Below are 13,875 nucleotides of genomic sequence, written 5' to 3'. Positions count from 1 at the left end.
TAATATACATCATAAACATTTAATTTTTAAATGTTCAAATACAAATACTTAAAAAAGTACTTATATTTAAACACTTCATTTGACAATAGAGTTATTTTTTTAACTCTATTGCAGTTCGTAAAAACTCATCAGAAGTAGTAACAGATTTTGAATTTGCCTCAAATGCTCTTTGAAAAACAAGTAAATTTGTCAAATCAGAACTTAAACTAGAATTACTTAATTCTAACATTTTTCCTTCCAAAGAGTTGTATCTACTTGCATCTTTTGGCTCACCTGAATTTTTTGTTTGCGAATATAAATTATCACCTTCTGGGTTTAGACTCAATTCATCATCAAAATATGCAGTTGAAATAGTACCAATTATAAATTTGTTATCGCCATCTTTTACAAATATTTTTCCATTTTCAATTTCTAAATCACCTAATCCATTATCAGATAAATTAAGATTATCGAGTTTAAGTTGCAAATCAGTCGTATTTAATGCTGCTTGATTTGATAAATCTAAATTTGTTGTAATTTCTATAAATTTCCCACCAGCACTTTCAATTGCAGTTTTAAGAGCATCCCTTGCACTATTCACAATACCAATTCCTGCACCTTGAGATGCTTCTGTAACTTTTGTAATTGAAGGAGCATCATTGTTAACTGCTGCATTTGTTAGTTTCATCTCTTTACCTGGAATTAAAGAAGTAACAGTAAGAAGTCCTGTATCATTAACACTAGCAGTAACACCTTGAACTTGTGAAATTTTGTCTGCAAACTTATTCATAGTTATTTGTACATCTGTATCAAATTTTTGTTTTATCGTAATATTATTTACAGTGATTTTTAATAAATCATTTTCATCTTTTAATTCATTTTGTAAAGATCCAAATTGCACTTGAGATACAGCGGAAGTGGCTTGTGCAGGTTGAGCAGTAGGATTTGAACTATATAAACCTAAACTAGCTTTATAGTTTGCTATTAATGCTTGAATATCACTAATTTTTGAAGTTGCAGTTTTATAACCTTGCCCTGATACTCCACTATCTGTTGCTGTTTGATTAAAATTTGTACTTCTTGCATTTATAGTTTGCACTAAATCACCTGTAGTTATTGTATCACTTCCTAAAAACTTAGAAAAATTACTAGTAAATTTTGTATCAACTGGATCAGTTGCAAATATAGTTGATGCTTGACTTTGAATACCTTGAACTTTTAATCCATCTGTAGTTTGAAGTGTACCGTCAGATCCCATTTTAAAATTACCTGCTCTTGTGTAATAAATATCATTTGTATTTAAATCCTTAACTAAAAACATCCCTTTTCCACTAATTGCAACATCAAATGTATTACCCGTTAATTTAAGATTACCTTGAGTAAAGTCTTTCTCAACACTTTGAATATTAGTACCTTTCCCATACCCCTTTTGATACATCAAATCTTGAAAAGAGATAGTATCTGATTTATGCCCAATTGTATTAACATTTGCAATATTATTTGATTCTACACCTAAAGCTTTTTGAAAAGCATTAAGTCCTGATATTCCATTCCACATTCCACTAATCATAATTTTTCCTTTATGTTATGAAAATATTTGAGCAACATTTCCCATTGGAATTGAGCTAATCTCATCTGAATAAACTTTTGCATTTTGACCTGTATATGTATATGGATTATCTTCAACTGTATTATTATCTGCATCTAAAATAATAGGTTTATTATTTTCATCAAGAGCAATATTACCCTTACTTTCAAGTACTATTTTTTCTCCAGTTTTTTCACCATCTGAACCATAAATATATCCATCTTTGTCATATTGTAAAACATTGCCATCTTCATCTTTCACAATATCTTGCAGGTAAAGAATCTGTCTTCCTTTAAGAACCAAATCTCCTCCTTGCGTTTCAACTGAAGTTACAGTATATGCTTTTGTTACTCCATCTTCATCAACTTGATTAGTTTCAATATTTCGTCCAATCAGTGTAGATGCATTTGACAATGCAGATTGGTTAAAAGTTGAAACTAATTCTTGCATTGAATTTGAAAGAGTCATATTTGTTTGCATAGAAGACATTTGCATTTGAGTATCCATCATACTTTGAGAGTCCATTGGTTTTGTTGGATCTTGAAGTTTTAACTCTTGAAGCATAAGAGCAAGAAAATCGCTTGTACTTAATTGATCATTACTCACTGAACTTGTATAAGAATTGCCATATGCATCTTTTGCAGTATTTGTTTCTATATCTGATGTAGAGTAACCATTTGCATCTCTTTTTTTTATGTTATTATACTTTGTTTCATCAAAACCAGTTTTACTAGTATAAGAACCAGTATACATTCCACCTTTTGTAGTTGTACTATCCATTGACATATTAAATCCTTATAATAAGTTTTCTTCAAAGAAATATCTAACTACGTTATCAGAATCCATTGCATCTTGTACTCTTACTGCAAGTTTTTCATCAATAACAATAATATCTCCTGTTCCTATGATTCTTGAGTTTACATAAATATCTCCGCCAGTTCCAGCTAACTTATCCAAAGACAAGATATCACCTTCTGCTAAGTCTAAAAACTCTTTTATTGTAATACTAGCATTCCCTAAAATTACATCAACAACAATTTCAGTATCTACTAATAAATCATAGTCTCTTTCACTAATTTCAACCATTACATCACTTTTTTATGATTTTGCTTATATTATAACACAAAGTTTTATATATTGAGTTAAGATGAGTCTATTTTTTTTATTTAATTATATAACTGTATCCAAAGTTTCTAACATAGATGCAACTTTTGCTTCTATATTTCCATCAAAATTTCCTAAATCACTTGCAATTACAACTCCACCAGGAGCTACATTTATATCTTCTTGTAATTCAATAAATGATTCTAGATTCAATTCATGTTTTAATATTTCATAATCTCTTGGATTAAGATGGATTTTTATTCTTGAAGCTGTTTTTATTTTTGATAAAAGGTGATTAATTGTTTCTTTTGCAATTTTTGTTGAATTTTCACCAACTTCTATTGCAATAATTTTTTGTGCAATTGATACTGCAGTTTTTAATAGTTTTGTCTCCATTTGAAAAGTAGCTTGTTCAAAAAAAGTTGCATAATGTTTAAGATCTTTAATTGCTTCTACTACTTGTCTATCAATATCTCTTGAAGCAACTCCACCTTGTTCTAGTACATCAACTTTTTGAGATAATGATGTAATTTGACCAGCTATTGCTTTCATTTGTTCAACTAAAGGATCTACACTTAAAGGTATTTCTCTTTCACTTAAAGTTGCAACACTCTCCATTTGTTCATTTTGAGCAGTAGTATCTAGTTTTTTATGTAAGAATGTACCTAATTTATAATCTTGAACTTCCTCTTCAGAACTAATTACTTTCGCAGTTGAATATACATTACCACTAGCCATTATTCTTCATCCATATCTCTGTCAATTATGCCATCTTCAATCATTTTTTGGGCAACATCTAGCATTTTTCTTTGTGCAGCTTCAATATCTTTAATTTTTACTTTATTTAACATTTCATACTCTTCTTTAAATCTATCACTTGCTCTTTGAGACATTGCACTTGTTACTTTTTCTAAATCTTCATCTGTACCATTTTTCATAGCTACTGCAACATCTGCTGTATCAACATTTTGCAAAATTTTCATTACATATTCTGTATCTAAATTTAATAAATCTTCAAATACAAACATATTCTCTTTTATCTTAGTTGCTAATGAAGTATCAACACCATTTATATTTTTAAGAATATCTTGTGATTTAGGACCAACTCTATTTAACATATCAGCAACAACTTTAACACCACCAACATCCACAATTGAAGATAATAGCGATTCTAATTTTTTCTCTAAAATAACTGAAATTGTTCTTACAACGTCAGGGGAAACATCTTTAATTGTAGCCATTTGCATTGTTACTTTTACTCTAACATCTTCTTCTAGTGACATAAGAACTTCTGCTGCTCTTGGTGGCTCCATATGAGATAAAATAACAGCAATTGTTTGAGGAGATTCATCCTTAATAAAATCAGATAATTGTTTTGGATTAATTGCATCTAAATATGAAAAAGACTGTGCTGCAAGTTTCATTCTTGAAAGTTTTGCTAAAACATCATCAGCTTCACCTTTTCCTAATGATTTATATAATATATCTCTTGCATAATCAAAACCACCTGAACTTATAAAACCTTTTGATCGTGTAAATAGGTGAAATTCATCCAATATAGCTAAAGAAACATCTTTATCAATTGAATTTATTCTTGTAATTGCTGTTGAAATATCTTCAACAACATTTTTAGGTAGATGTTGAAAAATTTTAACAGTAGCATCTTCACCGATAAGGACACAGAAATGTGCAACTTTTTCAAGCATTGACATTCCTTTTAACAGTTCTCTTTCTACCTCTTCCATTATCTTTTACCCTCTTTTTTTGTAAACTTAGAATCACCTTCAGATAACAGTAATTCTAACATAGTTGCCATTTCAGAAGGATTTGTATTAATTTCTTTGTCTAATTCCTCAATTAACACTTCATATTTTGCAGCACCCTCTTCATCTAAACCAGATAAATTATTCATAATTTGGCTTTTAACTTTTGCTTTTAATCTACCTTTTGCACTTTGCATGTCAAATTCATCTTCAAACCCAGTAAGCATATCATCTAAAAGACCTTCATCATCATTTTCATCTTTTTTTGTTGCTTTTTTATCTCCTAAAATAACAACTTCATGATTAACAATAAATTTTCTATAGAAAATAAATAATAATATACCTGCAATTAGATATTGAATATATTCACTAAATTCTTTTATTGCTGATTTAACCATACCAAAAGTATCAGGTTGAGAAACAACATTACCATTTGCATCAACTTTTTCTACATTTCCAGCTGTATTAGAGTTAAAGCCAACAAATTTAAAACTTCTAACACTAACTTGATCACCTCTTTTTTTATCATATCCAATAGAATCTTGAACTATAGCTTCAATAGAAGCTATAAACTCATCTTTATTCTCTACATCTTTTAATACTGTTGAATCAAAAGTAACTGCTGCACTAACTTTTTTAATAATTGAATAGTTATTATCTTTTTGATCAATTACTTTTTTTGATATTTCATAATTTGTAAGTGTTTTTGTTGACTCATTATTTGATCTAATACTTTGATTATTACCTCCACCTTGAGGTTCTTCAATGTTACTATCAACTCCTGCAACAGCTCCAGCTCCAGTTCCACCTTGAGAGTTTGATGTTTTTTCTGTTGATTCTTGACTTCTAATTGTTCCTTCTGGATCATAAATTTCTTGTTGAACATGTTTTTTTATAAAATCTAAATCAACTGTAACTCTTGCTACAACTCTATTAGGCCCTACAATTGGCTCTAACAAAGATACAATTTTTTTTTCAAAACCTGTTTCTAATTTACTTTTATACTTATTTTGAGTCATTGACTTTACATTATCAACTTCATCTTTTGAATGCTCCAAAAGTGAACCATCTTGATCAATCAATTTAATGTTTTCACTATCCAAATCTGAAACAGCAGAAGCAATAAAATTTCTAATTCCATCAATTTGTTTTTGAGTTAAATATACCCCAGGTTTTAATGTAAGTACAGCAGATGCTGTTGGTTCAGTTTTTCTTTCTGTAAAAATTGTTCTTTTAGGTATTGCAATCTTTACACTTGCTCTTAATATGCCAGATAAAGACTCTAAAGAACGGGACAATTCACCTTCTAATGCTCTTAAATATTTAACTTTGTTTTCAAAATTTGTAGAACCTAAAGATGATTTTTCAAATATTTCCCAACCAACATGTTTACTTGTTGAAGCTTCACTTGTAACAAGTTTAATTTTTGCAATATTAATAAATTCTTTTGAAGTTTTCAAAGTTAAGTCATTTCCTGTCCCAATTACAGAAAATGGAACACCTGAACTTTCAAGTTCACTACTTGCTAACATAACTTGATTTTTTGTAAGATTTGAGGCAATTGTATAATTAAATTTTTTATCTTCAGCTTTTATGTTTGAGTATACTAGTAATCCTACTAATAACACAAAGAGTATAGAAAAACCTCCTATTATAACTGCTCTTTGTGCAGCATTTAAATTATTTACAAACTTAAAAAGTTGATCCATATATAATATATCCTAATTAATTTTTTGACGAAGCTTCTATAACAGATTTAAATAGACTAGAATCTTTTCTTATTGATGCTTGAATTGCATCAAACATAACTTTATTTTTTGCCATTTCACTCATTTGGGCATCTAAATTAACATTATTCCCATCATTTTGCTCTTCTAATCCCTTTACATTAATAATATCTCTTTTTGTTGGATCAAGATCATTAGAAAAAGACGAAAGGTGCTTTTCATTTGTTGTATACAATTTTAGTCTACTTTTATCAGCTTCTTCTAGCTGTTTTTCAAAAACTAAATCTTTTGTTTTATAGCCAGGAGTATTAATATTTGCAATATTACTTGATATTACTTTTTGTCTATCACCTCTAAAATTTAACTGATTAAATAATGTTTGAGTTATGCTACTTGGTTTCATTGAGTATTATTTCCTATTTTATCTATCACTTTTGAATTTAATTCATCAATAGTCGTTATACCTTTTTGAGTCTGTTGGAATCTTCTATTTGCGTCAATTAATGATACCATAGTTGATACAGTGTTAATATTTGACTTTTCTAATGTTCCTTGAACTATTTCACCTTCATTTAATTCTAGTGGCTCAACTTGTGCATTAGGTTTTGTTTTATAGTTGTTATAACCAACTTTTTCTAAATCTTTAAAATCAATTCTCGAAACTGAAATCTGATTTATAAAATCATCTTCTGCAAGAATTGGTTGATTATTGTTATCAAGTACATTATTACCACTTGAATCAACTAAAAAATTATCCATTATTTTAAAAGATCCATCCCTTGTATATTCAACTTGACCATTTTTATTCATTACTTTAAAAAATGAGTTTGGATGTTTTAAAGAAAAATCAAGTTTATCTCCAGTCTCAACTATAGGACCAACTTCTTGATTTATATATTTTCCATCTAATTTTGGAACTGTATTTGTAATTGTATTAATTTTTGTAGGGGTAAACCCCTCTTTTTCAGCTCTTGATAAATAATTGTTAAAAGAACCTTCAGTCATTCCTTCTTGTTTAAAACCAACTGTATTTGCATTTGCTAAGTTATTTGAAATCATATCAACTCTATTTAGTTGATTAACCATTGCTGCTGCTAAAGGATATGTACCTTGATTCATATTAACTCCTATTAATTACCAAATTCAGCTATTAGTGATTCTAAATCATCATCATCTAAAACATCTGCTGTGTTATCACCATGAATATGTTTTGCAACAACAACTTCTTGATGTTCACCTCCATCTTCAAATAGATTATTTAAATAGATTGAAAGTTTTCTAATTACTGCCATTACTCTTTCTATTTTTTGTCTATTTATATCATGGAACTGCATTAACTCCATTGCTTCAAAAATTTGCATATTTTCTGCATCAATTTTTGAGTTAATACCTTTTAATTCACCTTTAAATTCGTTTGTTTTTTTCAAATGTTCATCAAATATAGAGATATTTGGAAATTTTTTATTTAAAGATTCTAAAAGTGCAGCTTGTTTAGCTAAAAATTCATCTGCATTTTTTACAGTTTTTTGAATATCATTATTGTCATCTAAAACATAACTTAATACATCAAATATTTTTGATGCTTTTTCCTCAGAATCATTTGCTACTTGACTTAATTGATTAACAACTTTTGTATCAGGTTCAGCAGGTAAAGGAAAAATTCCACTATCTATTTTACTCACAAGTTCTTCCTCATCATCATCTGCTGAATCTTCTTTATTATTAACAGTTTTATTTTCTGGTTCTGGCTTTTTAACTTCACTCTCAGTTATACCACTAATACCTGCTAAAATATCATCAAAATTTTCATCATCTTCTTCATTTGAATTTTCATTATCTAATTCATTTGAATTATCATTATTTTCTTCACTACTATCAATATCTTTTAAAAGCTCATCAATATCATCACTTGAAACAGGCTTAGAATCTTTTTCTTCATCTTCTTTAACATCATCTATACTTGATAATATATCATCCAAATCATTACTATTATTTTCACTAGAAGATTCTTCTTTTATTTTAGTTTCTTCAGAAGGAGTTTCATCTATATGAAGCTCTTCAGTAGGAATCTCTTCGCTTTTAGTATCATCCGTACTATCTTCTACATTGTTCTCTGCTAATAACTTATCAATATCATCATTTGAAACTGATTCATTTGAAGAGTCATCTTCTTCTATTACCACTTCTTCTGATTTATCATTTTCATCTAAATCTAAGCCATTCATCAACGATTCAATTTCTTCTTGACTCATACTCATTTTAAAACCTTTTTATTTAAGTCACTAAAGTTTAGTTTAAAACTCCATCAAGTTTTTCTTTTAATATTTCTGCACTAAATGGTTTAACGATATAGTTATTAACACCTGCTTTTAAAGCTGTTATAACTTCTGATTTACCACCTTCTGTTGTAATCATAATAATAGGTATTTTTTTGTGATTACCCTCAGATCTTACTTTTTTAACCAATTCTAAACCATTCATATTTGGCATATTCCAATCAGTTAAGATAATATCGTATGCACTTTCGCTAAGCAATTTCCATGCCTTAACTCCATCTTCTGCTTCATCAAAGTCATCTTTGGAAAAACCTAATTGCATAACAACATTACCGATAATTCTTCTCATTGTAGAACTATCATCAACTATCAAAATTTTCATTATTCAAGCCTTTAAAACATTTATTTTAAAAATTATTAACTATTATATTTAATTTGTTTTAAATTTACACTTAATATTTTAATAAAATTTTATCTAACTTTAAAAAATCTTTAAATATAATTTAATAATATGACGAATAGAAAGGATTTCATATGATTAGAGGGTTATACACTGCTGCAACTGGTATGAATGCTCAACAAAATCAAATTGATGTAACTTCAAATAACATTTCAAATGTTAATACAATGGGATTTAAAAAAGATAGAGCAGAATTTCAAGACTTAATGTATGAACGATTAAACTATACAGCTGGACAGACTTCTGAAACAACAAGAAATCCTACTGGAATAGATGTAGGTATGGGTGTAAAAATATCAGGAATTCAAAAAAGCTTTTTACAAGGTGATTTAAAAGAGACTGGTGATACTTTTGATTTGGCAATAGAAGGTAAAGGTTTTTTTAGAATTACATTACCTGATGGACAAACTGCATATACTAGAAATGGTGCATTTAAACTTGATGATGAAGGTGCTATTGTAAATTCAGCTGGATATAGACTTGATCCAGAAATAATAATTCCAGATAACGTTAAAGACGTAACAATCGCAAAAGATGGAACAGTAACGGCAACTGATGTAAATGATGCAACAGTTGAACTTGGACAAATAACTCTTTCAACTTTTGTAAATCCTGCTGGTTTATCACCACAAGGTGATTCTTTATTTAAAGAGACAGATGCATCAGGTGCTCCAATTGAAGGTAATCCAAGTGAAGATAATTTTGGTAGCTTAAGACAAGGTATAGTTGAATTATCTAATGTTAAACTTGTAAATGAAATGGTTGACTTAATTACTGCACAAAGAGCGTATGAAGCTAACTCAAAAGCAATTTCAACAACAGACCAAATGCTTGATATTGTTAATCAATTAAAAAGATAAATAATAGGTAATATGATTTAATCATGGATTTAGAGGAACTAAAAAAAGTTAGAAAAAAGAATTTTCTAAGACATAAAAAGAAAAAAAGAGAGTATTACTTAAAAAGTAAATTAGAAAAAAAGCTCTCCACTCAAATAAAAAAAAGAGAAATAATTGATTATGAAGAAGAGTTAAATGAATTAAACTTCAATGAAAAAATAAAATCAATTATCAAACAACAAAAAGAGCATGTTGATACAAGAAAAGATAGAATTATTGCTAAAATGAGAGAGTATAAAGACAAAAAAAGAGAATATTATTTAGAGCACAAAGATGAAAGATTAGAATACGATAAAGAGTATAGAGAAGAAAAAAAAGAACAATTAAGACAATATAGAAAAGAGTATTATAAAAAAAATAGAGAAAAAATTCTTGCAAAACAAAGAGAAAGAAGAAAACAAAATTTAAAAGACAAAGAGTAAAAAATGGCAGAAAAATTAAATCTTGATGAAAACTCAAATGAAATTGTTGATGAAATAAAACTTGATGAAAATGATAATTTAAAAAATGATTCATTATCACTAGATGATGAAATAAGAATAGAAGAAGAGCCTTTAAGTGAAAGTTTGAAACCAACTCAAGAATCAGATGAATTTGATAATGAATCATTTGAACAAAATGAAGAAAAAGACATTAGTGAATATGCTTCAGATGAAGATGACTTAAAAGATTACAAAGCACAAAAAAAACAGACAAAACTTCAAAAAATTTTAACTGCCCTTGCTGCTATACTATTAGTTATTCTGACAATTGGATTGATATTATATTTTACAGGTTTCTTTGATAAGAAAAAACCTAAAATTGAAAAACCAAAAATTGAACAAACAATTAAAGAAAAAAAATTCGATTTTAAATCAAGAGATATAAATTCAAGTGAACTAAATAAAAAGTTTAACAATTTAACAAAATATGATCCAACATTAGAAACAAAAAGAATGCAAGAAGAAGCAAAAAGAAAAGCACAAGATGAAGAGAAGAAAAAAGCACAAGCTGAAGAAAAAAGACTAAAAGAGATTGAAGATTTAAAAAAACAATTGCAGCTACAAAAAAAAGCACTTGAAGATAGAAAAAATGAATTAATTACTCAAAAAGAAGAACTATTAAAAATAAAAAAAGATTTATTAGATGAAGTTGAGAAAAAGAAAGATGAATTAAAAAAACTTGTTGAAGGTAAAGAAAAAGAAAATAAAGTTGAGTCTAAAGTTAATACTCAAATCAATACAAATGATACAAACAATAATATTGTACAAAATACTTTGCCATCTCAAGAAAATAGTCTTAATAATAATGTAAACTCATTCTTACCATTAATTAATGTTTCTGTATTAAAAGGTGAATTAACAAAAGAGTATCTAGAAAAAATTGAAAAAATAGATAAAAAAATTCTTTTATGTAGAAATAATAAAAACAATATAGAAATATATGTTGGACCTTATGAAATGCCAAGTGCAAGAAAAGATTTATTAAATAAATTTATACAAAATGGATTTAATAAAGCAATGCTAGTTGATTTAACAAAAGAAGAGTTCAATAAAAGATGTAATTATTAGAAAACTTTATGAGTTTTCTAATATTTCAAAACATGATTTAGTATATATTTTTTTATTTTCTATATTAACTTCAATAATATGTGTTTCAGTTAAATATGGAATTAAAAAATTTTTTGGTAAATCTTTATTATCTACTAGTTCTTTATTTGTAATAATCTCTAAGTAATCAGTTATAGGATATCTATGAATATCTTCTACTTTTCCCAATACTATACCATTTTCTATAACTTCACACCCTATTATATCAAACCAAAAGAATTCATCATCATTAAGATTACAGTTTTGTTTCGTTAAATCTTCAGTTGTAAATAACTGCTGATTAGTTAATTTTTTTGCAAGATCTATATCTTCATAAGATTCAAATCTGATTATACCTCTTGATTCATTATATGATATTACTTTTAATTGTAGATTTCTATTTGTAGTAAAAGTAGCATTTTTTTTAAACTGATCAGGGAAATCAGTATCTGTATGGATTTTCAAATCACCTTGCAGACCTACTGTTTTCCCTAGCTTTGCTACGTAAATTTTATCTTTAGACATATTTTGCTATTTTAATTAGATAATACTTGTATCTTGTAAGATACACCATCTTTTGCTTTACAACCATTTGCCATAACTTTAAGCGCATTAATCATATTACCATTTTTACCAATCAATTTACCAATATCATCTGCATGAGCATTAATTGTAATTTCAGTAAAAGTATCATCAATTTTCTTTTCAAATACACTTACATCTTCTGGCTTAGAAACGATTAATTTTGCATAATTTTCTATAAAATTTACTATCATGTTAGTAATAGCTAAATTATTTAGAAGCTAATTTTTTAACTTTTTCAGAAGGTTTAGCTCCAACTTTTAACCAATAGTTATATCTTTCTTCATCAATTTTTAAAACTTTTGGTTCAGATACTGGATTATAATATCCAATTGATTCAATCCATCCTGAATCTCTTCTTTTTCTTGAATCTGTTACAACAATTCTATAAAATGGTTTTTTATTTCTACCCATTCTTGTTAATCTAATTACTGTCATTTATTTTTCCTTTGTTTATTTTATATTTATAGTATTGAATTCTAAACTCAAAATTTAAGTTTACAACTCAACACTATAAGAGTCAATATTTATCTAGGGATTTTAGGCATTCCACCAGGTCCCATTTGAGACATCATATTTTGAAGACCTTTCATACCACCTTTTGAAGATAGTTTCTTAGCCATTTTTGAAGCATTTTTAAACTGCTTTAATATTTTATTTACTTGAACTTCTGATAATCCAGAACCACTAGCAATTCTTCTTTTTCTACTTGGATTAATTAAACTTGGTTGTTCTCTTTCTTTTTGAGTCATTGATCCAATCATAGCTTTGATTCTTTTTATTTCATCAGAGTTTTCAAAATCCATATCTTTCATTGGGCCTGCCATTTGAGATAGACCGGGAATCATTCCTATAATAGATTTCATTGAACCTAATTTACTCATCATTGCAAGTTGATCTAAAAAGTCATTAAAATTAAATTCACCTTTTTTAATCTTTTTAGTAACTTCTTTAGCTTTTTTCTCATCAATTACTGCTGAAGTTTTTTCTGCAAGTCCTTCTATATCTCCTAAACCTAAAAGTCTAGAAACAATTCTATCTGGAATAAAAACTTCTAAGTCTGGCATTTTTTCACCAACACCAATAAATCTTAAAGGAACACCAACTTGATGAGCAATTGAAAGTGCAACACCACCTTTTGTATCACCATCATATTTCGATAAAATAACACCATCTATTCCAATTCTTTCTTTAAACGTTGTTGCTGTTTTTGTTGCATCATGCCCAGTTAATGAATCTGCTACATAAAAAATTTCATCAGGTTTAATTGAATCTCTAACATTAGCAAGTTGAGTCATTAATTCCTCATCAATAGCTAATCGACCTGCTGTATCTATTAATAATACATCATACAACTCTTTTGTTGCTTTTTCTTGCGCTGCTTTTGCAATTTTAACAGAATCAGTTTCATTATCATCAAAGTATATATCAACTTCAACTTGAGCTGCAATTTGTTTCAGTTGCTCAACGGCTGCTAATCTTTGTAAATCACAAGCAGCAACTAAAACTTTTTTCTTTCTAGTTTTTAAATAGTTTGCTAATTTACCAGTTGTTGTTGTTTTACCAGAACCTTGAAGTCCTGTCATTAATATTGTAGTTGGAGGAGTATTTGAAAATACAAAACCTTGATTACCTTCAGTAGTAAGAAGTTTTGTAAGTTGGCTTTTAAGAGCATTTATAAATGAATCTTGCCCTATTCCATTTTTTTTTGTTTCTAATTCAACTTCTGTAACTAACTCTTTTGTCGTCTTATGGTGAATATCAGCTTTTAAAAAAGACTTTTTTAATTCTGTAGTTGCTTTTTTTAATGCTGCTGCATCATCTTTATGTCTAATTTTATTAATTGAATTTTTTAGTGAGCCAGTTATTGAATCAAACAAAATAAATCTCCAAACATTTTAAATTTTGTGGATTTTACTGTTTATTTAC

17 protein-coding genes are annotated in these 13,875 nt (G+C 27.8%); 3 read left to right on the top strand and 14 right to left on the bottom strand.

Annotated elements, in window-relative coordinates; genetic code table 11:
- Nucleotides 1-91: 91 nt before the first annotated feature.
- The 10 genes from CRU93_RS01925 to CRU93_RS01880 all read right to left on the bottom strand — a co-directional run bounded on the left by CRU93_RS01925 (nucleotide 92) and on the right by CRU93_RS01880 (nucleotide 8,819).
- Complete coding sequence (locus CRU93_RS01925; protein WP_129102494.1) at nucleotides 92-1,549, bottom strand: flagellar hook-basal body complex protein; 1,458 nt, start codon at nucleotides 1,547-1,549, stop codon at nucleotides 92-94.
- 15 nt (nucleotides 1,550-1,564) lie between these two features.
- On the bottom strand, nucleotides 1,565-2,353 hold the full coding sequence (locus tag CRU93_RS01920) for a flagellar hook assembly protein FlgD (protein ID WP_258238795.1): 789 nt from the start codon (nucleotides 2,351-2,353) through the stop codon (nucleotides 1,565-1,567).
- Nucleotides 2,354-2,362: 9 nt separating this feature from the next.
- Nucleotides 2,363-2,653 carry a FliM/FliN family flagellar motor switch protein gene (locus CRU93_RS01915; protein ID WP_129102493.1) on the bottom strand — a complete coding sequence of 97 codons (291 nt, stop codon included), beginning with the start codon at nucleotides 2,651-2,653 and terminating at the stop codon, nucleotides 2,363-2,365.
- Between the two features lie 84 nt (nucleotides 2,654-2,737).
- Nucleotides 2,738-3,409, bottom strand: coding sequence for a FliH/SctL family protein (locus CRU93_RS01910; RefSeq protein ID WP_129102492.1), 672 nt, complete (start codon nucleotides 3,407-3,409; stop codon nucleotides 2,738-2,740).
- Nucleotides 3,409-4,416, bottom strand: a complete 1,008-nt coding sequence (gene fliG, locus CRU93_RS01905) for a flagellar motor switch protein FliG (RefSeq protein ID WP_129102491.1) — start codon at nucleotides 4,414-4,416, stop codon at nucleotides 3,409-3,411. Before fliG ends, CRU93_RS01910 begins: the two co-directional genes overlap by 1 nt.
- Nucleotides 4,416-6,143: a flagellar basal-body MS-ring/collar protein FliF gene (gene fliF, locus CRU93_RS01900; RefSeq protein WP_129102490.1), complete on the bottom strand. Its 1,728-nt coding sequence runs from the start codon at nucleotides 6,141-6,143 to the stop codon at nucleotides 4,416-4,418. Before fliF ends, fliG begins: the two co-directional genes overlap by 1 nt.
- A gap of 16 nt (nucleotides 6,144-6,159) precedes the next feature.
- Entirely contained in the window at nucleotides 6,160-6,564 is a 405-nt protein-coding gene (gene flgB / locus CRU93_RS01895; protein ID WP_129102489.1) for a flagellar basal body rod protein FlgB, read from the bottom strand.
- Nucleotides 6,561-7,280: a flagellar hook-basal body protein gene (locus CRU93_RS01890; RefSeq protein ID WP_129102488.1), complete on the bottom strand. Its 720-nt coding sequence runs from the start codon at nucleotides 7,278-7,280 to the stop codon at nucleotides 6,561-6,563. The genes flgB and CRU93_RS01890 overlap by 4 nt, the downstream gene beginning before the upstream one ends.
- A gap of 11 nt (nucleotides 7,281-7,291) precedes the next feature.
- Nucleotides 7,292-8,419 (bottom strand): hypothetical protein, encoded by a 1,128-nt coding sequence (locus CRU93_RS01885; protein WP_129102487.1) that lies wholly within the window; start codon nucleotides 8,417-8,419, stop codon nucleotides 7,292-7,294.
- A gap of 31 nt (nucleotides 8,420-8,450) precedes the next feature.
- Nucleotides 8,451-8,819 (bottom strand): response regulator, encoded by a 369-nt coding sequence (locus CRU93_RS01880; protein ID WP_129102486.1) that lies wholly within the window; start codon nucleotides 8,817-8,819, stop codon nucleotides 8,451-8,453.
- A 152-nt stretch (nucleotides 8,820-8,971) separates the two neighbouring features.
- Here CRU93_RS01880 and flgG point away from each other — a divergent pair, with 152 nt between their 5' ends.
- The 3 genes from flgG to CRU93_RS01865 are packed head-to-tail and all read left to right on the top strand — an operon-like array spanning nucleotide 8,972 to nucleotide 11,346.
- The gene (flgG, locus tag CRU93_RS01875; RefSeq protein ID WP_129102485.1) at nucleotides 8,972-9,757 is read left to right on the top strand and encodes a flagellar basal-body rod protein FlgG; all 786 of its coding nucleotides are present in this window, start codon (nucleotides 8,972-8,974) and stop codon (nucleotides 9,755-9,757) included.
- A 23-nt stretch (nucleotides 9,758-9,780) separates the two neighbouring features.
- A complete protein-coding gene (locus CRU93_RS01870) occupies nucleotides 9,781-10,218 on the top strand; it encodes a hypothetical protein (protein ID WP_129102484.1) in 438 nt (145 codons plus the stop codon).
- Between the two features lie 3 nt (nucleotides 10,219-10,221).
- Nucleotides 10,222-11,346 carry a hypothetical protein gene (locus CRU93_RS01865; RefSeq protein WP_129102483.1) on the top strand — a complete coding sequence of 375 codons (1,125 nt, stop codon included), beginning with the start codon at nucleotides 10,222-10,224 and terminating at the stop codon, nucleotides 11,344-11,346.
- Between the two features lie 6 nt (nucleotides 11,347-11,352).
- Here the strand turns inward: CRU93_RS01865 and rimM are convergent, their stop codons facing one another.
- From rimM to ffh, 4 genes are all read right to left on the bottom strand, one after another.
- Entirely contained in the window at nucleotides 11,353-11,889 is a 537-nt protein-coding gene (gene rimM / locus CRU93_RS01860; protein ID WP_129102482.1) for a ribosome maturation factor RimM, read from the bottom strand.
- Between the two features lie 11 nt (nucleotides 11,890-11,900).
- A complete protein-coding gene (locus tag CRU93_RS01855; protein ID WP_129102481.1) occupies nucleotides 11,901-12,140 on the bottom strand; it encodes a KH domain-containing protein in 240 nt (79 codons plus the stop codon).
- Nucleotides 12,141-12,156: 16 nt separating this feature from the next.
- On the bottom strand, nucleotides 12,157-12,384 hold the full coding sequence (gene rpsP, locus CRU93_RS01850) for a 30S ribosomal protein S16 (RefSeq protein ID WP_129102480.1): 228 nt from the start codon (nucleotides 12,382-12,384) through the stop codon (nucleotides 12,157-12,159).
- Between the two features lie 89 nt (nucleotides 12,385-12,473).
- Nucleotides 12,474-13,826, bottom strand: a complete 1,353-nt coding sequence (gene ffh / locus CRU93_RS01845; protein ID WP_129102479.1) for a signal recognition particle protein — start codon at nucleotides 13,824-13,826, stop codon at nucleotides 12,474-12,476.
- Nucleotides 13,827-13,875 lie beyond the last annotated feature (49 nt).

The sequence above is a fragment of the Arcobacter sp. CECT 8985 genome (genome assembly GCF_004116495.1).
Lineage (GTDB): Bacteria > Campylobacterota > Campylobacteria > Campylobacterales > Arcobacteraceae > Malaciobacter.
Note: the sequence above shows the minus strand (reverse complement) of the source record. Positions and strands in the feature narration are given on the sequence as shown.

Excerpts from the sequence above, each read along its gene's own strand:
- flgG (WP_129102485.1), top strand. The coding sequence starts at position 8,972 with ATGATTAGAGGGTTATACACTGCTGCAACTGGTATGAATGCTCAACAA.
- CRU93_RS01925 (WP_129102494.1), bottom strand. The coding sequence starts at position 1,549 with ATGATTAGTGGAATGTGGAATGGAATATCAGGACTTAATGCTTTTCAA.
- rimM (WP_129102482.1), bottom strand. The coding sequence starts at position 11,889 with ATGTCTAAAGATAAAATTTACGTAGCAAAGCTAGGGAAAACAGTAGGT.
- CRU93_RS01865 (WP_129102483.1), top strand. The coding sequence starts at position 10,222 with ATGGCAGAAAAATTAAATCTTGATGAAAACTCAAATGAAATTGTTGAT.
- CRU93_RS01920 (WP_258238795.1), bottom strand. The coding sequence starts at position 2,353 with ATGTCAATGGATAGTACAACTACAAAAGGTGGAATGTATACTGGTTCT.
- CRU93_RS01855 (WP_129102481.1), bottom strand. The coding sequence starts at position 12,140 with ATGATAGTAAATTTTATAGAAAATTATGCAAAATTAATCGTTTCTAAG.
- CRU93_RS01890 (WP_129102488.1), bottom strand. The coding sequence starts at position 7,280 with ATGAATCAAGGTACATATCCTTTAGCAGCAGCAATGGTTAATCAACTA.
- fliF (WP_129102490.1), bottom strand. The coding sequence starts at position 6,143 with ATGGATCAACTTTTTAAGTTTGTAAATAATTTAAATGCTGCACAAAGA.
- flgB (WP_129102489.1), bottom strand. The coding sequence starts at position 6,564 with ATGAAACCAAGTAGCATAACTCAAACATTATTTAATCAGTTAAATTTT.
- rpsP (WP_129102480.1), bottom strand. The coding sequence starts at position 12,384 with ATGACAGTAATTAGATTAACAAGAATGGGTAGAAATAAAAAACCATTT.
- CRU93_RS01885 (WP_129102487.1), bottom strand. The coding sequence starts at position 8,419 with ATGAGTATGAGTCAAGAAGAAATTGAATCGTTGATGAATGGCTTAGAT.
- CRU93_RS01910 (WP_129102492.1), bottom strand. The coding sequence starts at position 3,409 with ATGGCTAGTGGTAATGTATATTCAACTGCGAAAGTAATTAGTTCTGAA.
- CRU93_RS01870 (WP_129102484.1), top strand. The coding sequence starts at position 9,781 with ATGGATTTAGAGGAACTAAAAAAAGTTAGAAAAAAGAATTTTCTAAGA.
- CRU93_RS01915 (WP_129102493.1), bottom strand. The coding sequence starts at position 2,653 with ATGGTTGAAATTAGTGAAAGAGACTATGATTTATTAGTAGATACTGAA.
- fliG (WP_129102491.1), bottom strand. The coding sequence starts at position 4,416 with ATGGAAGAGGTAGAAAGAGAACTGTTAAAAGGAATGTCAATGCTTGAA.
- CRU93_RS01880 (WP_129102486.1), bottom strand. The coding sequence starts at position 8,819 with ATGAAAATTTTGATAGTTGATGATAGTTCTACAATGAGAAGAATTATC.